Consider the following 20,800-nt stretch of genomic DNA (forward strand, 5'->3'; position numbering starts at 1 on the left):
CAACGACTCTTGTGCGACTAGGGTGAGCGGGTGAGTGATCGCCCCACGCGTGACGTACGCGACTCGAAGGTGCTGGCCGCGATGTCCCACCCGCTGCGCCGGCGGCTGCTCGACATCCTGCGGGTGGACGGGCCCTCGACGGCGTCGGTGCTGGCCGACAGGACCGGGCAGGCCGTCGGCAACATCAGCCATCACCTCAAGGTCCTCGCCGCCAGCGAGCTCGTCGAGGAGGTGCCCGAGCTCGCGCGTGACCGGCGGGAACGCTGGTGGCGCAGGTCAGCCGACGTCATCAGCTGGTCGATGTCGGACTTCCCCGACGATCCCGTGGCCGCGGCGGCCGAATCGCTCGTGCTTGAGCGGCAGACCGCGCTCGCCCGGCAGTGGTTCGCCGAGCGCGACGGCCACCCGGAGGCGTGGCGGCGAGCGGCGTTCACCACCGACCACTGGGCGAGGCTGTCCGTCGCCGAGCTCGCCGAGCTGGAGGAGAAGATCCTCGCCCTGTTCACCTCGCTGGCGGACCGGGAGGTCCCCGACGACGGGGAGGAACGCAAGCTGGTCTTCCTCACCGCCCGCGCCGTACCAGGCCGGCCGTGAACACCACACCGCCCGTGCCCACCACACCGCCCGTACCCACCACACCGCCCGAACCCACCACACCGCCCGAACCCACCGCGACCGCGACCGCGACGCCGCCCGAATCCACCACGCCGCCCGTGACCACGACGCCGGCCGTACGCGGCGGCCTGCTGGGCACGCGCGACTTCCGGCTGCTCTGGATCGGCGAGACGACGAGCACGCTCGGCGGTTCCGTCGGCGGCGTGGCGCTTCCGCTGGTCGCCGTGGTGACCCTGCACGCGAGCCCCCTGGCGGTCGGGCTGCTGACCGCGGCCGCCTGGCTGCCGTGGCTGCTGGTCGGGCTGCCCGCGGGCGCATGGGTCGACCGGATGCCGAAACGGCCGGTGATGCTGGTGTGCAACACCGTGTCGATGGTGGCGTTCGCGGGCGTGCCGATCGCGGCCTGGCTCGGCGCGCTGACCACGACCCACCTGCTCGTGGCGGCGACGACGGCCGGCGCGGCGAAGGTGTTCTTCACCCTCGCCTACCGGGCCTACCTGCCCGCCCTGGTCGAGCGTGACCGGCTGCTGGAGGCGAACGCCATGCTCCAGGGCAGCGAGTCGGCCGCGCAGATCGCCGGTCCCGGGCTGGCCGGGCTGCTCGCGCAGTGGTTCGGCGCCGTCAGCGGCGTGCTGGCCGACGCGGTCAGCTTCGCGATCGCCGTCCTGTGCCTGCGTTCGGTGCGCACACGCGAGGCTCGCCGGGAGACCGGCGCGCGACGGCGGCTGCGCACGGAGATCGGCGACGGGCTGCGGTTCGTCGTGCACGATCCATACCTGCGTACGCTCACCGCCTTCGGCGCGACGTCCAACATCGCGTTGATGGGCTACGCGTCGATCCAGGTCGTGTTCCTCACCCGGGATCTCGGTGCGGGAGCGGCACAGGTGGGCGTGGTGCTGGCGGTGGCGGGCTCGGGCGGCCTGTTCGGCGCCGCGCTGTCCGGCCGGGTGGCCACGCGGTTCGGACCGGCGCGGGGATTCCTGATGTGCGAGGCGCTCGCCGCGCCGATGGCTCTGCTGGGGCCGATCGGCACCGGCGGCGCGGGACTGGCGCTCTTCGCCGCCGCGGGCTTCGGCACCGGTCTGGGCGTCGTGGCCTCGAACATCCTGACGAGCACCTTCCGCCAGCGTTACTGCCCGGCCGGCATGTTCGGGCGGATCACCGCGAGCACCTCGGCCCTGAACTACGGCGCGATCCCCCTCGGCGGGCTGCTCGGCGGCCTGCTCGGCGAGGCGATCGGCGTACGCGAGACCATGATCCTGATGGCCGTCGTCCAGCTCCTGTCGGTCGCGATCCTGTTGCTCAGCCCGCTCCGTCCGCTGCGCGACTTCCCCGCCCGGCGCCGTCGTGCGGAACCGGTCCTGCACACTGCCCTGCACCCTGCCCTGCGCCCAGCCCTGCGCACTGGTCGGGCCGATCGTGATATCCCGTGCGAATGATCAGACGAGGGACGGCGCTGCGCGCCCTGGGCTCGTTGCTGGACAGGTCGCTCGTACAGATCGCGGAGGCGTCCGCGGACGCACGGACGTACGACCGGCGAACCGTCAACGAGGTCGCGGACGTCTGGGACAACAACACCTTCCCCCTGTTCCACGCCGCGACCGCCCGCACGTCCATCGGGCGGGAACGGCGTGCCCGCGCGGCCCTCAGCTGGATGGCCGATTTCGGGCCGGAGCGGCGGAGCTGGATGGTCGAGCAGGCCGCGGCGGCGGGGCACCCACTGGAGCGATCACTGCCGCCGCCCATAGCGCAGCCCCGGCGCACCAGAGACTTCCGAGGGCACGTGACTCCCTCGGCCAGGCCGCTGACAGCCGAGGCCGCGCTCGAACTCGCGACCGGCTACGACGTCGCCGCCGGGGAGGTCCGCTCCCTGCTGATCGAACGTGCCGGCGAGCGACTGACCGGGTCACTCGTCCTGATCGTGCCGCGCCGCTACGACGCCGGCCCGCAGGCGGGAGACCTGCCCGAGCTGCACCTGTGGCTGGAGGATGTCACCGGCGTGCACTTCGCCTCCGACGACCGGAGAGGAGCCACGCTGCCCTGCCGGGCGCCTCAATGCGCGTGGGAGCGACGCCCGGCGTTGATGCCGGCTTCAGACGTCACTGCCCGCTGCGCAGCGTGAGCAGGTAGGTCGCGGTGAGTGCGACGGCCCGGTCGTCGTCGTGCGACAGCTCGGCCAGGGCGCGTGAGGTGATGTCGCCAGGGATGTCGGCGAGCGCCTGGGTCAGCCGCCGGCGTCCGGACGGTTCGACGCCGCCCTGGGCGAGGCGGCCGACGAGCCCGGTGGCGATCCGATCCGTCAGCGCGGGATCGGCCGCCAGCGCGCCCAGCGCGTCGGCCGCGTCGACGTCGTTCACCCCCTCGACGATCATGTCGATGAGCGTCGGCACCGCTTCGGCCACCCCGCGTGCCCCGAGCGCCAGAGCCACACGCCTGCGGACCTCGGCGTCGGAGTTCGTGAGAGCGTCCTGCAGCAGCGCGGTCGCCGCCTCTCCCGTGATCTCGGCGAGGGACTGGACGGCGCGCCTCCGCACCTCGGCGGCCGGTGAGCCGAGGCCCTCCGCGAGCGGCGCCACCGCGTCGTCGCCCGATCGCGCCAGGGCCCAGCGCAGGGCACCGGCGACGTTCGGGTCCGTCTCGCTCAACGCCGCCTCGGCCAGCGCCTCCACGGGCGCCGAAGCCTCTTCGGCCGTGGCCAGGGCCGCCTGCTGGCGCTTGCCTGCGCTCTCCGACCCCAGGGCCTGGAGGAGCGCCACGATCCGGAGCACGTCCTCCCAACCGGCGGGCTCGGCGGCGCCGATCCGGCGCAGCCGCGTGAGCAGCTCCGTCTCGGCCGCGATGCGTTCGCGCGTACGGCGGATGAGGTCGTCGACGAGTTCCGAGGGCGTGAATCGGGGATCGTCCAGCGCGCGCCCGACCTCACGCAGCGACAGCCCCAACGACCGCAGGCTCTCGATGTGGAAGATCCGCGCGATGTCGTCGCTGGAATACTCCCGATAGCCGGCCTCGTTCCGGCCCGTCGGCCGCACCAGGCCGAGCGACTCGTAATGCCGGAGCATCCGGGCGCTGACCCCCGACCGCCGTGCCACCTCGCCGATCAACACCGCATGTCACTCCTCCTGCCCTGCCGCGCCGAGGACCGCGACGCGCTTCGCCTCCTCGATCGCGAACTCGAATCCCGCGTCCGGATCGCGCAGCAGCCGTTCCGTGGCGATCGCGTGCCGGCGTACGCGCTCGTCGCGGCTCGTCATCGCCTCGCGCAGGATCGGCTTGATCACCTCGCCGAGCCCGGCCAGGGCACGGCTCAGGCTCAGCTGCGTCTCGCGTTCGCCGCGTCCGAGCTGTGTCGCCAGCACCCCGGCCAGTTCGGATTCTTCACCATCGGGCACGAGCACGACCGCCGCCCGCCAGGCGCTCCGCGCCACCTCGTCGTCGGTGTCGGTCAGGAGCGCCCGTGTGATCGCCGGCCATGCGCTCTGGTCCCCGATCTTCGAGAGCGTGTGCAACGCCTGGCTGCGCGCCTGCGCGCGCTCCGAGCGCAGCTCGTCCACGAGCTTCGGCACCGTCACCGATGACGGATGGCGGGTGAGCGCCCACGTGAGCATGTCGCGCACGTAGAAATCGGGCTCGACCGCGCAGCGCTCGATGAGCTTGCCGACCAGCCTCTGGTCCGGGGCCGTGCCGACCGCCAGCACCGCCTTCAGCCGCACCGACGAGTCGCCGTCCTCAAGCGCGTGCAGAACGCGCACCGTGTTCGTGTCGCCTTCCTGCGTGGTCATCGCGACCACCTCCTCGGCCACAGTGAAAAGCTTGTCACTGTGTCAAGGTCAAGCGGAGTCAAGGTCAAGCGCAGCCCGCCCGTGGCCGTACGGTCAACCGGCGCAGTGGTTGTCGGTGAGGGACGTGGTCGCGTCGGGGTTGCCGAGGGACGCCGCCGTGTTCCAGTCGGCGCAGGCGGCGCCGGTATCGCCGAGCCGCGACTCGGCCACCCCGCGCTGATAGTAGGCGTCGGCATATTCGGGCATGAGTCCGATCGCCGCGTTCAAATCGGATATCGCCTCCTGCGGCTTGTCCAGCCCGATCCCGGCCACTCCCCGGGAGTAGTAGGCCTCCGCCTGCTGCGGGTCATAGGTGAGGGCCGTGGAAAGGTCGGCGTACGCGCCCGAGTAGTCCCGCAGCGCGATCTTGGTCTTGCCGCGCTCGCTGTAGGCGACCGCGAAGGTCGGAAGCCGCGACACCTCATAGTCGAGCTCCCGTAGTGCCCCGGTGTAGTCGCCGTTGTAATACCTGATCAGGCCGAGATAGTGGTGCGCCAGGACGAAGTCCGGGTCGAGTTTCACCGTGCGTTCCAGATCCGATGTGGCGCCCGTGTAGTCTCCGCCGCGGAATCTGGCGATGCCCCGGCTGTTGTACGCCAACGCGATGCCCGGCTCTTTGGCGATGGCGTCGCTCATGATGGTTTCCGTGTTCTTCCAGGCCGTGTTCCTGATGACGGTCAGCGTGGCGAACAGGATCGCGAACACCGCCGTCACCCCGATCGCACCGGCCCGCAGCACGCGATAACGCCCCCGGAGCACCGCGTCCACGAGATATCCGAAGACGAGGAAGAGACCAAGATAGGGCAGATACACATATCGGTTCGCGTGATATCCGTCGATGAGAAGCACGGCCTGGGTCGGCGCGATGGTGACCACGAAGAACCCGAGCCCGAAGACGAGGATTCTGCGCACCGGCCTCACCACCCACGCGGCGGCGATCCCGGCCGCGAGCACGAGCGGGAAAACGGAGAAATACCAGGGGAAGGGCGTGCGGGGGTATTCGTAGGCGAACGACAGGTGCACCGGATAGACCGACTGCACAAGGTGGTCGACCAGCGCCGAGCAGGTCAGGAGGATCCGGTCGACCACGGTGTATCCGCCCTGTGGAACCACGTCCTGCCGTACGTCCAGCCCGACGAGCACCGTGATCGCGGCGATGACGAAGAACGGGAGTTTCTCCAGGAGCAGACGCCGGCTCGGCCCGCGGCACAGCCAGAAGTCCACGAGGAACAACACCACGGGAAGCGCGACGGCGGTCGACTTGGACAGCGCGGCCAGCCCGAACAGCACCACCGACCAGACCAGCGGCCGCCATCGCCATGACTCGAGATAACGCACGTAGAGCGAGATCGCGGCCAGCGAGAAGAGCGTGGCCAGCAGATTGCTGCGGGCCGAGATCCAGGCGACCGTGTCGACGTTCACGGGATGGATCGCGAAGGCCACCGCGACGAAACAGGCCGGGAAAGCGCGCTCGGTGAGCCGCCGGAAGAGCAGGAACACCAGCACCACATTGGCCAGGTGCAATATCAGGTTCGTGAAGTGGTACATGCCGATCGCGCCATGGCCGAACATGTAGTCGATCGCGTACGACACGTACACCAGCGGCGTGTACATGAACTGCAGCGGCGTGGTGAACCAATAGCCGATGTTGGCCGCGCTGAACTCCCGGATGGAGACGTTGTCCACGACGCCTTCGGGATCGTCGAAATAGATGAAGCCGTTGCCGAGGCCGTTGGCGTGCACGGCGAACGTCCCCGCGACGATCAGGAACAGAATCTGCCACGGCAGGGAAGAGTTCCGCGCTCCGATCGCGCTCGCGGGTGCGGCCGCGTAACGAGGACCACGGCGAACGGCCGGGCGAGCGGGCGTCATCACACGCCTCCAGTGAGCGTCGTCGCTGACGGGCGTCCCGGTCCCGCCGGCGTTCCCACGCCGGCTTTCCGGGCGTCCGCGACGAGGCAGAAGGCGGGCGTTCCCGGAAATCGTGGACCGCCCCGGACTGTACGCCGCACTGATCTAACCCGGTACCGACGGCGGCCCGCGCCACCCGGCACAAGGGGCCTGACCAGGAAGATTGCCCAGGGCGGCAAGGCCGTCCGCTGAAACGATCAGAGCGGCGCCCTCGGTGCCCGGCTCAGTGCTCGCCCCTGTGCCCCGCTTCCGTGCCCCGGCCTCCGTGCCCCGGCCTCCGTGCCCCGCCTCCGTGCTCGGCCTCCGTGCTCGGCCTCCGTGCTCGGCCCAGGGAAGCAGGCCGAAGCATCAGTGCCCCTGCCCGGGCCGCTCTCACCCGCCGGTGTATACAAGGCGAACATGACAGCGGATACCTTCACGGATTCGACGGCATTCCTCGCCTCCAAGGGCGCCGCCGGGCTCCCCCACCCCGGGGGCACGCTCCTGGAACACCTGCGGCGCGTCGCCGCCCGGCTCAAGGACTGGGGCGCGCCGGAAGAGGTCCAGCTCGCCGGCCTGTGCCACGCGGCCTACGGCACGGACGGCTTCGACCACCCGCTCCTCGGCCTCGCCGATCGCGCCGCGCTGGCCGAGGTGATCGGGGCCCCGGCCGAGGCGCTCGTATATCTCTACGCATCCTGCGACCGCGCGGCCACCTATCCCGCCCTGCGCTTCGCCGACCGCTTCACGGGCCGTACGGTCGACCCCTCCGACACCGAGCTCCGGGCGTTCATGCTGATCACGGCCGCGAACGAGATCGACGTCGCCCGGCACAACGCGGACATCCGCACCGAGCACGCAGCCGCGCTGCACGCGTTCTTCGCCCGCAACCGGGACCTGCTGCCACCGGTCGCCTGGGAGGCCGTCAAGGAGACCTTCGCCGTCCGCATCGCGAGCCTCGATCACCTGGTCCTGACCGTGGCCGACATCCCCCGCGCCATCGCCTTCTATCGCGACGCCCTCGGCATGGAGCCGGTGACCTTCGGCGACGGCCGCCACGCGCTCGTCTTCGGCTCCAGCAAGATCAACCTGCACCAGGCCGGGCACGAGATCCGGCCGCACGCCCTCCACCCCGTGCCGGGCAGCGCCGACCTCTGCCTGATCACCCACTCGCCCCTGGATCAGGTGGCCGCTCATCTGACCGCTTCGGGCGTACTCATCGAAGAAGGTCCGGTGCCCAGGACCGGCGCGCTCGGCCCGATCACCAGCCTGTACGTCCGCGACCCGGACCACAACCTCATCGAGATCTCCACCTACGACTGAGAAAGAGTCCTTGACGTCGGCTCCGGCACCCCGGCCCGCGAGATGGTGCAGGCGTCTTGTTCAGGAGACCGTACGGCAGGCCGTCGGCGCATTCGAGCGCACGCCCGGCCTGCCGTACGGGAAACGGCACAGCGCACGCCCGGCCTGCCGTACCGGAAACGGCGCCGCCCATGCTCGGGCCTCGACCGTTCACGACTTCAGCGTGAGCCTCTTCCTCGACGTGCCCGGGAAGACGACGATCAGGTGCTCTTCCTCCTCCGAATCGTCGACCCGCACGTAGACACGGAGCCGGTAGCGGCCCTTCCCGTTGATCGCCAGGTTCGGCATCGGGGCACCCGCGCCCACCTCTCCGCCCTCGCTTATGTCCGGCACGGTGAGCCTGCCGCTGCGGCTGACGATCGGCACCTCGTTGACCTGATCCCATCCGGCCGTCCGCCGCGGCGGCGGGGTGCGGAAGGCCTTCACCGTGAGGCAGACATCGGCCACATCCGCGACATGGCCGACGAGCACCGCGCTGCCGGCCACCCCGATGCCGGCGTCGTCGTCGAAGACCCTGTCCATCGCCTGCTCCGCCGTCTCCTCGGCCGCTTCGTCTTCGGGGTCGTAGACCAGATAGCCGGGATCGCCGTCGACGAACAGGAAGTAGTTGGCCGTGGCCTGGACGACACCCTTCGTCCGGGGCCACGGGTCGCGGCACCTCGCGTTCTGCTCGGCGACGTAGGCGGCGTCCGCCTCCTGCATCTCCGTGGTCGACCGCAGCAGCTCCGGATGGGTCGCGCCGACGATCTCGGGACAGACGTAGACGAGGTCCCACGGGTCCGCGCCCCAGGCGGGCCGCGCGCTCCCGGCCCGGGTGAGAATCGCGTGCTCCTCGTCGCGGTCCTTCGCATGGCACAGCATCCGCCCGTACGCGAGGATCTCCTGGTCCGACACGCTGTCCGGGAACACGGGCGGCACTCCGCCCTCCCTGCTCCGCGCCCGGCACAGGAACGCGGCGTCCCGTTCCGAGGGTTTCAGATCGCCGAATGCGGGCCGGTCATAGCAGTCCACCGACCAGCCGGTGTAGGTGAGGTGCGGGGTCGCCTCCGGGTGGATCGCTGCGATGACCGGCAGTACGGCCACGGCCACCACCGCGACACGGATCACGCGCCGCCGCGCGGGCGGCAGGTCCGTCTGAGTGCCCTCGGCGGGCATTTCACGGGCGGTCGCCGCGATCCACACGCTGCTGATCAGCGCCGCCGCGTCCATGATGACCACCGCCGCCAGGCTGCCGCCGGAGATCCTCCCCAGGAGAACGTTGAGCGGGATCGCCAGCGCGCAGACCCCCACCGACAGCCATCCGGCGGCCTGCGTGCCGCGGCTCCACCGGCCGTCGCGCCACTGTCCGACGACCGTGATGGCGATCGCCGCCGCTCCGCCTGCCAGAAACGTCAGTTCGACGATGGTGCCCGATCCGAGCCGCGGGAGGTCGAGTTCGTCGAGCAGTTCGTCGGCCATCCCCATCAGCTCGACCGCGTACATCACCCCGGCCACCGCGCGCAGCATGCGGGACCGCCAGCGGATGACGAGCAGGTAGAGGACGTTGATCGCGGTCCACAACGCGAGCTGGAACGCCGCGTCGACCGCGCCGGGAAGCAGCGCGATCGAGTACCACGGCACGAGGGTGCACGCCACCGCCAGATAGAGCAGCCGGCGCAGTGCCTTCGCCTGACTATCCAGCGGTCCCGGCGCGGGGGCGCGCAGGATCAGCCACAGCAGCGCGGCCTTCACCAGAGCGGCCACGAGCAGCACCACGATCATCGGGGTGTCGAACCCGGCGCGTACGAAGAACTCCGCATAGGCCGGCGGCGTCCATTCGACGGCGGCCCAGAGCCAGGCGTCGCCGAGCACCAGCCCCGTCACCGCCGCCGCAAGAACCAGGCCGACTACGCAAATCCTGATAATTCGCGAAAAGCTATTCGGAGACACAAGATGCGATCTTAGTGTGGCATTGCCGTACGGCCGGACACAGCGAAACGACGAACGGTCCCGTCACGCCGATCGGACTCCACGACCGCAGATTTCGCTATCGATTTCTCCGGAAACCCGGGCGCGCACATTCACACGCACGTACGGGCCGCCTCGAAGTAGCCGGAGCCGACGACAAGTCTCCGTATCCGAGCGATTTCGCTGTCAAGCCGAGCGCGAATCCCGTTGCTTCGTCACGACCGGATGAGGGGCCGGGTCTCCCCCGCACCGGTGACCACGAGGTGGCGGCGGCGGCTCGGCGCCATCATGGTCGGGTGGGAGATGCCCCAGGCCGCGCTCGCGCAGATCATCTCCTTGATGCGGGCGGCGGTCCGGCCCGTGAACGCGGTGGGCAGGACCTGGTCGTCGGGGGTCACGCGCTGGACGATGCCGTCGTGGCGTCCGATGCTGACGCACTGCAGGACGTAGCCGATCGTGGTCTCGGGAACCTTGCGACCGGTCAGGCGCGCGGCGATGACGTCGGCTGCCAGCCACGCCATCGGGTTCGCCGAAGCGCAGGACATCCGCAGCGGCTTGCCACCCGCTCCTTCGGCGGCTTGAGACAGGCCTGGTGATGCTTGTCCTTGGCGTTGCCGACAGCGAGCAGGACGCCGGTGTCGCACAGGAGCACGTCAGCGGCCCATCTCGGAGCGCAGGATCTCCTCATGGCGTTCGGCGAGGTCCGGCTCAGCCTCGAACGACGCGAAGAACGGGAAGGTCACGCTCCGCGGGGGCAGGCTCGTCCAGACGGCCACGGATCAACTCCAGAGCCGGGCGTAGCTCCGACTCCGGCAACTGGTCCACGAGATAGTGCAACTCCTCGCGCATGGCGCTCGTGCCTCCAGTCTAGGTGTCAGGCAAGACGAAGGCAGAAGCATTGGGCGTAGCCCGGCCCAAATAAGGTCGGTGAGGACCGTGAGAGCGACTGAGCTCGCTCGGCCAGGCAGCCGCATGAGAGGCGAAGTGCCGTGACAGCAGCCCCAGGTCGCTGGTATGGCCCCTCTCTTGCAACCTCTGAGATTGCTTGCCATCGCTCGTAAAAAGAAGATTCGCCCGCCACGGTCATGCGGTCGTCAGACCCCGCAGCCGTCCCCACGCCGCTGCCCATGGCGACCTCCTTGGCATCGGCGATGGCGACCTCTTCGCCCCTGCCGATCATCGGCCCACCGCGATTCTTTGTCATCGCGAGGGCTCCACTCGCACGCTTTCCGAATAAGTCCAAGACGGCAATCTTCACTCCGGTACGGCCCGCCGTGCACGACGCCACAACCGGAGAGTTCCTGGCCGCCATCCCTCTGCCGGCAGGAGTGCGCTCCTCCTGGCAAGTTCTAGCCGCGGCACCCGACAACCGCACCTTTGTACTGTCCGGATGGACCGGGCCGGACTCTCCTCTCCGATTCTTCCGCGTCCACCTCGCCGAGGACGGGTCGCCGAGCGACCCGATACCCGTCCCCGGACTCGAGAGCGACGCACTGGGCGCCGGATACATCCTCGCCCTGAGCCCGGACGCCACGAGACTGGCCTACGCCGCCTCCATCCCGGGTGGAGCGAAGATCTCTGTTGTCGATCTCGCCACCGGGCAGCGCCGCGACTGGAGCACGCGAGTGTCCGTGGTGACCGGCCTGGCCTGGGCCCCGGACGGTCAGCGGATCGCACTGGTGGTCGGTGGCTGGGGCATCGGCGTCCTCGACCTCGGCTTGAAGGGATCCGATCTGCTGGCCGCCACCCGCCTCGTCAAACCGAGCAACGACCTGCCATTCCTGGAATCTGTGGCCTACACCCCCGATGGCAGTGCCCTGATCTACTCGGCCGGTCATGCCATAATGCGCATCCCGGTCGACGGTAGAGGGAAATCGCAGGTTCTCGCGCGGCTCACCCTCCGTTTCAGCCTTGATGGAACCGGCCAATACCTGCTCTACGTGCACCGATGGCGGGGCTTTCGAGTCGATCTTGCCAATGGTTCGACCACGCCGATGCCGATCAAGACCGATGAGCACCCCGGCGAGGGCGACTCCCCGAACGCCGCCTGGTGATGACCCCATCCGAGAGCCATCGCGCGGGCGGCGGTCGACGTGGTCGCCAAACAGCTCTCCGCGACCTGGCGTGCATGGGCCATGACAGTGTGCGCGCCGCGATGATCTACCAGCACCGCACCGCTGAGGCAGACCACAAGATCGCCAATGTCATGAACGGCAAGATCGCACAAGTCCTACCGACTGAGGCGAGTGGTCACTGAGCAAGATCGATTGCGTTCGCTAATGGCACGTTAATGGTACGAGCCCCGTGTTCCCTGATGGGAGACGGGGCTCTTTTCGCAGGTGGGCGGTACTGGGTTCGAACCAGTGACCCCTCGCTTGTAAGGCGAGTGCTCTACCGCTGAGCTAACCGCCCGGACCGGACTACACCTTACGACACCGACCCGCCTCTCAGCACATCGAGTGACCAGTCGGCGCCCGCGTCGCCGTCTCCCGCGGCCTGCCAGCCGAGTAGGGCCGCGCCCAGCATGCCCGCCCGGGTGCCCAGGGCGGCCGGGCGTACGGGCGGGGGCTCGCGGAAGGCCAGCCGACCGGCGAGCCGCTCCTTCAACGGCTCGAACAGGGTTGCGCCTGCCTCCGCCAGGCCGCCGCCGATGACGATCAGGGCCGGGTCGAGCACGAGCACGTACGACGCGAGGGCGATGGCCAGGGCCTCGATCGCCTCGCCGAACACCTCGGCGGCCACCGGGTCTCCCGCGACCGCGAGTTCGACGACCTCCTTCGCTGTCGCCGTACGGCCGGAGCGGTCGGTGAAGCGCCGGGCCACGGCCGAGGCGGAGGCGTAGGTCTCCAGGCAGCCGATCTGCCCGCAGGCGCACTTCTCCCCCGCGGGCCAGACGGCCGCGTGCCCGATCTCGCCGCCCCACCCATGCGCTCCGCCGTACGGCTCGCCGCGGAGCACCACCGCTCCCGCGATGCCGGTGCCGATGGGCAGGAAGAGGAAATCGGCGACGTCGCGGCCCGCGCCGAAGACGCTCTCGGCCAGGCCGCCCGTACGGACGTCGTGGCCGAGCCGCGCCGGGACGCCCGGCGGCGTGAACGCCTCGGCGGGCACGTCGCGCCAGCCGATGTTGGCCGAATAGACGGCGGTGGACGCGGTGACGATGCCCGGTACGGCCAGGCCAACCCCGGCGGGCTCGGCGCCATACCGGGAGCGGCCGAGGTCGGCGATCTCGCCGACGTAGGCGCGCACGGCGTCCACGACCGCGTCAGGACCGTCCTCACGCCCCGTGGGACGCCCGGCGAGGACGGTGACCTCGCCGCGCCGGGTGACGAGGCCGCCCTTCATGGAGGTGCCGCCCACGTCCAGGGCGACGACGTACGTCACGAGCGGCCCAGGACGCGGTCGAGGGCCGCCTCCACCTCCGCGGCGAGGCCGGGCATCCGGGCGGAACCCGGCGGGCCGGCCGTGACGAGCGGCTCACCGGCGCGGGCGAGCCGCACCTCACCGCAGGAGCGGCACTCGATCTCCCCCAGGCGGCAGATCAGCGCGATCGAGCCGCACGAGGCGCACGTGTCGAGATCGAGATCGTGCACGCGCTGGCAGTCCGGGCAGACGAGGACCTGCGCCTCGTGGCGCACCGCGCGCTTCCATGGGCTGGCGCCGCGGACGGGGTCGGTCTGCCGGGCCCCGCACCGGTAGCAGGGCATCGTGGCCTCCAAAAGGGCGAGTCGGAGTCGGAGTCGGATATGTCAGTGCCCGGGGGCGGGCAATGAAACGATCAGATGTCCGCGAGCGCCTTGCGGTACTCGTCGAGATCGCGTGCGGAACCGATCGGGTTGACGACCTTCCAGCGCACGATGCCTTCGCCGTCGATGATGAACGTGCCCCGGAGCGCGAGGCCCCTGTCCTCATCGAGGACACCGTACGCCCGGGCGACCTCACCGTGGGGCCAGAAATCCGACAACAGGGGAAAAGTGAAACCCTCCTGGTCGGCCCAGGCACGCTGGCTGAACATCGAGTCGACCGACACCGCCAGCACCTGGACGTGCGGAGGCAGGGAGCCGGCGAGCTCGTCGCGGATGGCCGCGAGCTCGCCATGGCAGACGGGGCTGAAGGACAGGGGATAGAAGACGAGCATCACGGTTTTTCCCCGCAGGCCGGACAGGCGCACGGGGACTCCGTGCTGGTCCTTGAGCGCGAAATCCGGAGCCCGCTGCCCGACCTCTATCGCCATGAGCAGTCCCTCCCCAGGTGTCCGCTCATCATCCTGCCGTACGGCATCCCCGGGCCGTACGGCAGGGCAATACTCAGCGGCGGGCCTTCGGGGCGACGAGCCTTGTGCCCGACCAGTCCCTGGCGGCGCTCACGCTGCTCGTCTGCGACAGACCCGCGGTCGCCGCGTCCTCGCCGATGTCGCTGGGCTCCACGTGGCCCTCGCGCCCCGCCTTGGGGGTCAGCAGCCAGATCTGGCCTCCGTCGGCGAGTGCGGTCATCGCGTCGCTCAGCGCGTCGAAGAGGTCGCCGTCGCCGTCACGCCACCAGAGCAGCACCACGTCGACGACGTCGTCGTAGTCCTCGTCCACCAGCTCGTTGCCGGTCAGCTCCTCGATGGACTCGCGCAGCGCCTCGTCGCAGTCCTCGTCCCAGCCGACCTCTTGCACCACCTGACCGGCTTTGAGGCCGAGTCGTTCGGCCAGGCCGCGCTCGTCCTGCGCCTGACCCGCGGTCGCGCTCACGTTTATCCCTCCTGCTTGGGTGACCCCGCCCAGTTTGCGGTTGTCCCGGCTCGTTGAGAGCCATGCTTCGGCACAGTCCACACGCTGCGACCCTTCGTCGTCAACGGTCGCCACGGCGGGTGACCCGCACCGTTATCTCTTAATCGGTCAAAAACGACAAACGAACACGCCTGTCGGGGTTGTCGACGTTGAGATCGACCAGGGCGACCGACTGCCAGGTCCCCAGCGCCAGCCTGCCCGCGAGGACGGGAACGGTAGCGTACGGCGGAATGAAGGCGGGCATGACATGCGATCTCCCGTGCCCGCGAGAGCCGTGCGCATGCCGCCACCGGTCGTCCGCCGGCAGCAGGTCTCCCAGGGCGGCCAGCAGGTCCTCGTCGCTCCCGGAGCCGAGCTCGATCAGCGCCACGCCCGCCGTCGCGTGCGGGACGAAGACGTGCAGCAGCCCGTCTCCCCCGCACTCGCGCACGAAGTCGGCGCACTCCTTCGTTATGTCGTGCACGCGCTCGCGCGCGCCGGTCCGCACGTCGATCACCGTCGATTTCACATCCGCGATATTACGATTCGCGCTGAGCTGGGACGACGACGGCGTCCGGTCCGGGGAAGACGAGCGCCTCGTGCCCGTCCTCATATCTCACCAGGAACGGCGGGCCGCCCTCCGGGCCGCGGACCTCGACGATCACACCGTGCTTCTCGTGGTCGCCCACGACGGCACCGTGCACCACCAGCCGGTCCCCTACCGTTGCATGCATCTCGGTCCCCCTCTCTCCTGAGCCTGGTACGGCTATCGCCACCTGGAAAGAGGAGAAACCCTCCTCTCCTCAGAGGAAGGGACAACTCATACCAAAACGTTACGTGGCCGCCACACGACCGCCCGGCCCCGTCCGCTTGTCCCGGGCGACATGCCGCAGACCTGGAAACAGACGAGTAGAGAGCGTGCCGTAGACGATTACAAATCGTCGGGGATCCCGGCCGCGCGACGACTTCGCCGGGCCTTCCGGATAAGGCTCGGCAAGGCCGGGTAGGGGGGTTCCGACCAGGCACGATATGACCTCTGAGACCCTGCGGCGCCCCCGGCGGCGGCCAGGAATGGATGGTGGGTAAAAATCGTCCTACCATCGGTGGTCTAGGCCAAGAACTGCCCCGCAGCCAGCGCGGACGGTTCGGTTACCGGGAAGTAGAGATGCACTTTCCGGTAGGACGAGACAGGATGGAAGAAGACCGCAACGCCGCGATCAAGCGCTGACTGCATCGCAGCAGGCAACCCAGACGTAACAGATCCGACGAGACACAGTCCATTCTCGGAAGGCGAGACCCAGTGGCTTCCGGACGCCAGCGTTTTTCGATCATCAGTGACGGCCTACCCAGCCAGTTGCCTGATGTCGATCCGAGCGAGACCAGCGAATGGCTCGAATCGCTCGACAACGTCATCAAGACCGAGGGTCGCACCCGGGCCCGCTACCTGATGCTCCGGCTGCTAGAGCGCGCCCGCGAACACCAGGTCGGCGTGCCCGGCCTGCGCAGCACGGACTACATCAACACCATCCCACCGGAGCGTGAGCCCTGGTTCCCAGGGGACGAGTACGTCGAACGCCGCATCCGGGCCTACATCCGCTGGAACGCGGCGGTGATGGTGACCCGTGCCAACGCGCGGACCAACGTCGGCGGCCACATCGCCACCTACGCGTCCGCGGCCTCGCTCTACGAGGTGGGCTTCAACCACTTCTTCCGCGGCAAGGACCACGGGGAGTCGGGCGATCAGGTCTTCATCCAGGGCCACGCGGCCCCGGGCATCTACGCCCGTGCCTTCCTTGAGGGCCGCCTCGACGCGGCCCAGCTCGACGCGTTCCGCCAGGAGCTGTCCCACGGGATCAAGGGCCTGCCGTCCTACCCGCACCCCCGGCTCATGCCGGACTTCTGGGAGTTCCCCACGGTCTCCATGGGCCTCGGCCCGATCGGCGCGATCTACCAGGCGCGGTTCAACCGCTACCTGCTCAACCGCAAGATCAAGGACACCAGCCGCAGCCACGTCTGGTGTTTCCTGGGCGACGGCGAGATGGACGAGCCCGAGTCGCTCGGCGCGATCGGCGTCGCGGCCCGCGAGGAGCTCGACAACCTCACCTTCGTCATCAACTGCAACCTGCAGCGGCTCGACGGCCCGGTACGCGGCAACGGGAAGATCATCCAGGAGCTGGAGTCGTACTTCCGCGGTGCCGGCTGGAACGTCATCAAGGTCGTCTGGGGCCGTGACTGGGACCCGCTGCTCGCGGCCGACGTCGACGGCGTGCTGGTCAACCAGATGAACACCACGCCCGATGGCCAGTTCCAGACCTACTCGGTCGAGTCGGGCGCCTACATCCGCGAGCACTTCTTCGGCGGCGACCCGCGCCTGCGCAAGATGGTCGAGCACATGACCGACGACGACATCCGCAAGCTGTCGCGCGGCGGTCACGACTACCGCAAGGTGTACGCCGCGTTCAAGGCGGCCCGCGAGCACGTCGGCCAGCCGACCGTCATCCTGGCCCAGACGATCAAGGGCTGGACGCTCGGCAAGGACTTCGAGGCGCGCAACGCCACGCACCAGATGAAGAAGATGAGCAAGGCCGAGCTCAAGGAGTTCCGCGACCGGCTCTACCTGCCCATCCCCGACAAGGACCTCGAGGCCGACCTCCCGCCGTACTTCCACCCGGGCGAGAACAACGACGAGATCGCCTACATGAAGGAGCGCAGGGCGGCGCTCGGCGGCTACCTGCCGAAGCGAGTAGTACGCGCCAAGCCGCTCAAGCTCCCCGGCGACCCCGTCTACTCGGGCCTGCGCAAGGGCTCCGGCAAGCAGAACGTCGCCACCACCATGGCGTTCGTCCGCCTGCTCAAGGACCTCATGCGCGACAAGGAGATCGGCGCCAGGTTCGTGCCGATCATCCCGGACGAGGCCCGCACATTCGGTGTGGACGCGATGTTCCCGACCGCCAAGATCTACTCGCCCCACGGGCAGACGTACGAGGCGGTCGACCGCGAGCTGCTGCTGTCCTACAAGGAGTCGACCGAGGGTCAGATCCTGCACGAGGGCATCAGCGAGGCCGGCTCGATGGGCTCGGTCCTCGCGGCGGGCACGTCGTACGCCACCCACGGCGAGCACATGATCCCGGTCTACATCTTCTATTCGATGTTCGGGTTCCAGCGGACCGCCGACCAGATGTGGCAGCTCGGCGACCAGATGGGCCGGGGCTTCCTGCTCGGCGCCACCGCCGGCCGCACCACGCTGAACGGCGAGGGCCTGCAGCACGAGGACGGCCACACCCCGCTGATCGCCTCGACCAACCCCGCCGCCGTGGCGTACGACCCGGCGTGGGCGTTCGAGATCGCGCACATCGTCAAGGACGGCCTGCGGAGGATGTACGGGGAGCACCCCGAAGACGTCTTCTACTACCTGACCGTCTACAACGAGCCCTACCCGCAGCCGGCCGAGCCGGAGAACGTGGACGTGGAGGGCATCCTCAAGGGCCTCTACCTCTACGCCCCTGCGACGGGCGAGGGGCCGAAGGCGAACATCCTGGTGTCCGGCGTCGCCGGCCCGTGGGCGCTGGAGGCACAGCGGATGCTGGCGGAGGACTGGGGCGTGGCGGCCTCGGTCTGGTCGGCCACCTCCTGGAGTGAGCTGCGCAGGGACGCCCTGGCCGTCGAGGAGCACAACCTGCTCAACCCCGACGCCGAGCAGCGGGTGCCGTACGTGACCACCAAGCTGTCGGGTGTGCCGGGGCCGTTCGTCGGCGTCAGCGACTACATGCGCGCCGTCCCGGACCAGATCGCCCAGTGGGTGCCCGGCGACTGGACCTCGCTCGGCACCGACGGCTTCGGCCTGTCCGACACGCGTTCGGCGCTGCGCCGCCACTTCCACGTGGACGCGGCCTCGATCACGCTGGCGGTGCTGACCCAGCTCGTGCGGCGCGGCGAGGTCAAGGCCGAGACGCTGCAGGAGGCCGTCGCCCGCTATCACCTCAAGAACGGCGTGACCGAGGTGACGGCTCAGCAGACCCCGGAGACCAACGACACCCAGTCGATGGGCGTCTGATCCGCGGATCGTCCGGCGGCCCCCGCTCCGGCGGGGGCCGCCGTCGTTTCCGGAGCCCTCACCCCACGCGGGAGTCCGGAGCCCTCACCCCACGCGGGAGTCCGGAGCCCTCACCCGCGCCGGAAGCGGGGCTGTGTCCGGGGCCTCATCCCGCCTGAGCGGCGCGGATGAGGCCCCGGCGTGCGTTACCGGCCGGTCCCAAGCCACCTCCAAGCGGGTAACAAGAACGTTCCATCACGCTTGCGGCCGTGGATGGAAATCTCAGGAAATACTTCGGCAGACTGACCGGGGGAATGGCCGCGACGGCGGCGTTCGCCCTGCTCGTCGTGGCCGCTCCCGCTTCGGCGGACACCGTGGACGAGGTCCCCGTCGGCACCCGGCTGGCCGCTCGCACCCACCCGGCCGTGCAGCTCACCAGCATCACCTATTCCGGCGAGGTCGTCGTCCCGAGCAGCCAGGCCAAGGAGGCCGCGTGGGACCAGCTCACCAACGAGGCCACCCGGGCCGTGCTCACCGGCAAGATCCCCTCTGACGAGCGGAGCATCGCCAAGTTCCTCTTCCAGCGCGTGGCGGCCGACGTCGACCGGTATCTCCGGCCCGTCGGCCCGGAACGCACGGTCAAGGCTCAGGTCGGCGGCATGTGCACGGGCTGGTGGGTGACCCCCGACGGCTACATGGTCACCGGCGCGCACTGCGTCGAGATGAGCGACGAGGAGCTGTCGCAGACCTTCGCGCGGCAGGCGCTGGAGAAGTTCAACAAGCAGGACGCGAAGGACATGATCAACGCCCTGCGGAACTTCGAGGCCGACAAGGAGATGATCGAGCTCGTCCAGCAGATCTACGTCACCTTCAACAGCACCCACCTGGAGATCCGCGGCCTGCGCAAGAGCCTGTCGGTCCTGCAGAGCCTGCCCGGCGGCGGCGTCGACAAGACGGCCAAGGAGGTCCCGGCCGAGCTGGTGTCGGTCGGCGAGAGCTACCCGGGCAAGGACTTCGCGCTGCTCAAGGTCAACGGCCGGCAGAACCTGCCGACCGTGCCGCTCGGCGATGACGCCGACGTGCAGACCGGCGACACGCTCTACATCAGCGGCTTCCCCGGCCTGGTGACCAACACGCCGTGGTTCAGCGTCGAGTCGAAGCTCGACCCGGCGCTGACCGAGGGGCCGTACAACGCCAAGCGCACCACGCAGGAAGGCGTGCCGTACGTCCAGACGCAGGCGCCCTCCTATCACGGCAACTCCGGGGGTCCCGTCTTCAGCCGGGCGGGCAAGGTCGTCGGCATGCTGATCGCCGGCACCGTGAGCGAGAACGGCGAGGCGTCGGAGAACGAGAGCTTCGTGCTCCCGGTCTCGATCATCAAGGAGAAGCTCAACGAGAAGAACGTCAGGCCCGCCGCGTCGCTGACGACGACGAAGTACAACGAGGCGCTCGACGACTTCTTCCAGCGGCACTACAAGGACGCGCTGCCGAAGTTCCGCGAGGTGCAGGCGCTGTTCCCGAGTCACCCGTACGTCGCGAAGTACATCACCGACTCCCAGCAGGCGATCTCGTCCGGCAAGGACGAGACCCCGCAGCCGTTGTGGCTGTGGATCGCCGCCGGAGCCGGTGCGCTGGTCGTGGCCGGCGGCGGTCTCCTGCTGCTGATCCTGATGCGCAGGCGCAGGAAGACCGCCTTCTCCGCGCAGGGACAGTCGCCCTCGCCCGCGTACGGCGGGCCGTATTTCCAGGCCGACGGCGGCGGTGGCTACCCGGCGCAGGTCGGCGCCGGCTACGACCGGCAGCCGGTGAACGGGCACCTGCTGCCGCAGGGCCGGCAGCCGCAGAGCCTGCCGCCGGCCAACGGCCACCGGCCCGGGCGGACGTCCGGAGACCACGAGGTCCCGCCCTCGCGCGACTTCGATCCCCAGCGGCCTGGCGTGCGTTACGACCGCCAACGGCCGGACATGGGCGACGACTCCCAGCGGCCGGACGCGGGCAACGACCTTCAGCGACTCGACGGCGCGACACGGTATGTGCGTCCAGCTCCCTCGCCCTATGGGCAGCAGTGGTCGCAGGCCGCACCGGGCCAGGGCCAAGATCAGGTTCAGAGCCAGGTCCAGAGCCAGGGCCAAGTCCAGGGTCAGGGCCAGGCCGGCTCCGGCGCCCCGGACATCGCCGACCTGGAGCGGGAGATCGCCGAGCTGCGCCGCCAGTTGCAGCACCGGCAGTTGCAGCACCCGCAGGTGCAGAACCGGCAGCCGGAGGCATGACGAGGCCCCGCCACGGCACGTGTGGCGACGCGGCGGGGCCGGCCGCCCGTGTCGGCACCTCGAACGGGCGGCCGGCGGACCCCACCCGACCGGCGGGGGTGGGGAACGGCC

General features: G+C 69.6%; 19 protein-coding genes and 1 tRNA gene. 7 read left to right on the forward strand and 13 right to left on the reverse strand.

From position 1 onward, the window contains the following. Nucleotides 1-30 precede the first annotated feature (30 nt). From HCK04_RS04870 to HCK04_RS04880, 3 genes are read left to right on the forward strand one after another with little or no spacing between them, the layout of a single operon-like run. Nucleotides 31-594 (forward strand): helix-turn-helix domain-containing protein, encoded by a 564-nt coding sequence (locus tag HCK04_RS04870; protein ID WP_205829863.1) that lies wholly within the window; start codon nucleotides 31-33, stop codon nucleotides 592-594. Next, entirely contained in the window at nucleotides 591-2,054 is a 1,464-nt protein-coding gene (locus HCK04_RS04875; protein ID WP_205829864.1) for an MFS transporter, read from the forward strand. Before HCK04_RS04870 ends, HCK04_RS04875 begins: the two co-directional genes overlap by 4 nt. Next, nucleotides 2,051-2,737, forward strand: a complete 687-nt coding sequence (locus HCK04_RS04880; RefSeq protein ID WP_142645672.1) for a hypothetical protein — start codon at nucleotides 2,051-2,053, stop codon at nucleotides 2,735-2,737. Before HCK04_RS04875 ends, HCK04_RS04880 begins: the two co-directional genes overlap by 4 nt. On the opposite strand, the gene HCK04_RS04885 is transcribed toward HCK04_RS04880, so the two are convergent. The 3 genes from HCK04_RS04885 to HCK04_RS04895 form a co-directional block, all read right to left on the reverse strand. Further along, nucleotides 2,715-3,719, reverse strand: coding sequence for a MerR family transcriptional regulator (locus HCK04_RS04885; protein WP_142645673.1), 1,005 nt, complete (start codon nucleotides 3,717-3,719; stop codon nucleotides 2,715-2,717). The two genes, HCK04_RS04880 and HCK04_RS04885, sit on opposite strands and share 23 nt — an antisense overlap. A gap of 6 nt (nucleotides 3,720-3,725) precedes the next feature. Then, on the reverse strand, nucleotides 3,726-4,394 hold the full coding sequence (locus HCK04_RS04890; protein ID WP_142645674.1) for a HEAT repeat domain-containing protein: 669 nt from the start codon (nucleotides 4,392-4,394) through the stop codon (nucleotides 3,726-3,728). Nucleotides 4,395-4,487: 93 nt separating this feature from the next. After that, a complete protein-coding gene (locus HCK04_RS04895; protein ID WP_142645675.1) occupies nucleotides 4,488-6,305 on the reverse strand; it encodes a tetratricopeptide repeat protein in 1,818 nt (605 codons plus the stop codon). A gap of 438 nt (nucleotides 6,306-6,743) precedes the next feature. On the opposite strand from HCK04_RS04895, the gene HCK04_RS41995 reads away from it, so the two are divergent. Continuing rightward, nucleotides 6,744-7,646 carry a VOC family protein gene (locus HCK04_RS41995; protein WP_142645676.1) on the forward strand — a complete coding sequence of 301 codons (903 nt, stop codon included), beginning with the start codon at nucleotides 6,744-6,746 and terminating at the stop codon, nucleotides 7,644-7,646. A 189-nt stretch (nucleotides 7,647-7,835) separates the two neighbouring features. Here HCK04_RS41995 and HCK04_RS04905 read toward each other — a convergent pair whose 3' ends face one another. The 3 genes from HCK04_RS04905 to HCK04_RS43390 all read right to left on the reverse strand — a co-directional run bounded on the left by HCK04_RS04905 (nucleotide 7,836) and on the right by HCK04_RS43390 (nucleotide 10,408). Further along, nucleotides 7,836-9,548 carry a hypothetical protein gene (locus HCK04_RS04905; protein ID WP_142645677.1) on the reverse strand — a complete coding sequence of 571 codons (1,713 nt, stop codon included), beginning with the start codon at nucleotides 9,546-9,548 and terminating at the stop codon, nucleotides 7,836-7,838. Between the two features lie 299 nt (nucleotides 9,549-9,847). Beyond that, nucleotides 9,848-10,153: a hypothetical protein gene (locus tag HCK04_RS04910; RefSeq protein ID WP_205829865.1), complete on the reverse strand. Its 306-nt coding sequence runs from the start codon at nucleotides 10,151-10,153 to the stop codon at nucleotides 9,848-9,850. Between the two features lie 132 nt (nucleotides 10,154-10,285). Beyond that, nucleotides 10,286-10,408 carry a hypothetical protein gene (locus tag HCK04_RS43390; protein WP_260617117.1) on the reverse strand — a complete coding sequence of 41 codons (123 nt, stop codon included), beginning with the start codon at nucleotides 10,406-10,408 and terminating at the stop codon, nucleotides 10,286-10,288. 351 nt (nucleotides 10,409-10,759) lie between these two features. Between HCK04_RS43390 and HCK04_RS04920 the strand changes: the two genes are divergently transcribed. Next, nucleotides 10,760-11,686 carry a hypothetical protein gene (locus HCK04_RS04920; protein ID WP_142645678.1) on the forward strand — a complete coding sequence of 309 codons (927 nt, stop codon included), beginning with the start codon at nucleotides 10,760-10,762 and terminating at the stop codon, nucleotides 11,684-11,686. A 286-nt stretch (nucleotides 11,687-11,972) separates the two neighbouring features. Here HCK04_RS04920 and HCK04_RS04925 read toward each other — a convergent pair. From HCK04_RS04925 to HCK04_RS04955, 7 genes are all read right to left on the reverse strand, one after another. After that, nucleotides 11,973-12,044 (reverse strand) — tRNA-Val (locus HCK04_RS04925). A gap of 15 nt (nucleotides 12,045-12,059) precedes the next feature. Further along, a complete protein-coding gene (locus HCK04_RS04930) occupies nucleotides 12,060-13,016 on the reverse strand; it encodes an ROK family protein (protein ID WP_142645679.1) in 957 nt (318 codons plus the stop codon). Further along, nucleotides 13,013-13,339 carry a hypothetical protein gene (locus HCK04_RS04935; RefSeq protein ID WP_142645680.1) on the reverse strand — a complete coding sequence of 109 codons (327 nt, stop codon included), beginning with the start codon at nucleotides 13,337-13,339 and terminating at the stop codon, nucleotides 13,013-13,015. Before HCK04_RS04935 ends, HCK04_RS04930 begins: the two co-directional genes overlap by 4 nt. Before the next feature lie 71 nt (nucleotides 13,340-13,410). Beyond that, complete coding sequence (locus tag HCK04_RS04940; RefSeq protein ID WP_185948918.1) at nucleotides 13,411-13,866, reverse strand: peroxiredoxin; 456 nt, start codon at nucleotides 13,864-13,866, stop codon at nucleotides 13,411-13,413. Between the two features lie 73 nt (nucleotides 13,867-13,939). Continuing rightward, nucleotides 13,940-14,368: a DUF3052 domain-containing protein gene (locus HCK04_RS04945; protein WP_142645682.1), complete on the reverse strand. Its 429-nt coding sequence runs from the start codon at nucleotides 14,366-14,368 to the stop codon at nucleotides 13,940-13,942. Nucleotides 14,369-14,507: 139 nt separating this feature from the next. Beyond that, nucleotides 14,508-14,915 (reverse strand): secondary thiamine-phosphate synthase enzyme YjbQ, encoded by a 408-nt coding sequence (locus HCK04_RS04950; protein WP_142645683.1) that lies wholly within the window; start codon nucleotides 14,913-14,915, stop codon nucleotides 14,508-14,510. A 10-nt stretch (nucleotides 14,916-14,925) separates the two neighbouring features. Next, entirely contained in the window at nucleotides 14,926-15,120 is a 195-nt protein-coding gene (locus tag HCK04_RS04955; RefSeq protein WP_142618036.1) for a DUF1918 domain-containing protein, read from the reverse strand. A gap of 566 nt (nucleotides 15,121-15,686) precedes the next feature. Between HCK04_RS04955 and aceE the strand changes: the two genes are divergently transcribed. Both aceE and HCK04_RS04965 read left to right on the forward strand, forming a co-directional pair. Continuing rightward, complete coding sequence (aceE, locus tag HCK04_RS04960) at nucleotides 15,687-18,440, forward strand: pyruvate dehydrogenase (acetyl-transferring), homodimeric type (RefSeq protein ID WP_142645684.1); 2,754 nt, start codon at nucleotides 15,687-15,689, stop codon at nucleotides 18,438-18,440. A gap of 248 nt (nucleotides 18,441-18,688) precedes the next feature. Next, nucleotides 18,689-20,689, forward strand: coding sequence for a serine protease (locus tag HCK04_RS04965; RefSeq protein WP_260617119.1), 2,001 nt, complete (start codon nucleotides 18,689-18,691; stop codon nucleotides 20,687-20,689). Nucleotides 20,690-20,800 lie beyond the last annotated feature (111 nt).

The sequence above is a fragment of the Microbispora sp. CL1-1 genome, from assembly GCF_012034195.1.
Classification (GTDB): Bacteria; Actinomycetota; Actinomycetes; order Streptosporangiales; family Streptosporangiaceae; genus Microbispora.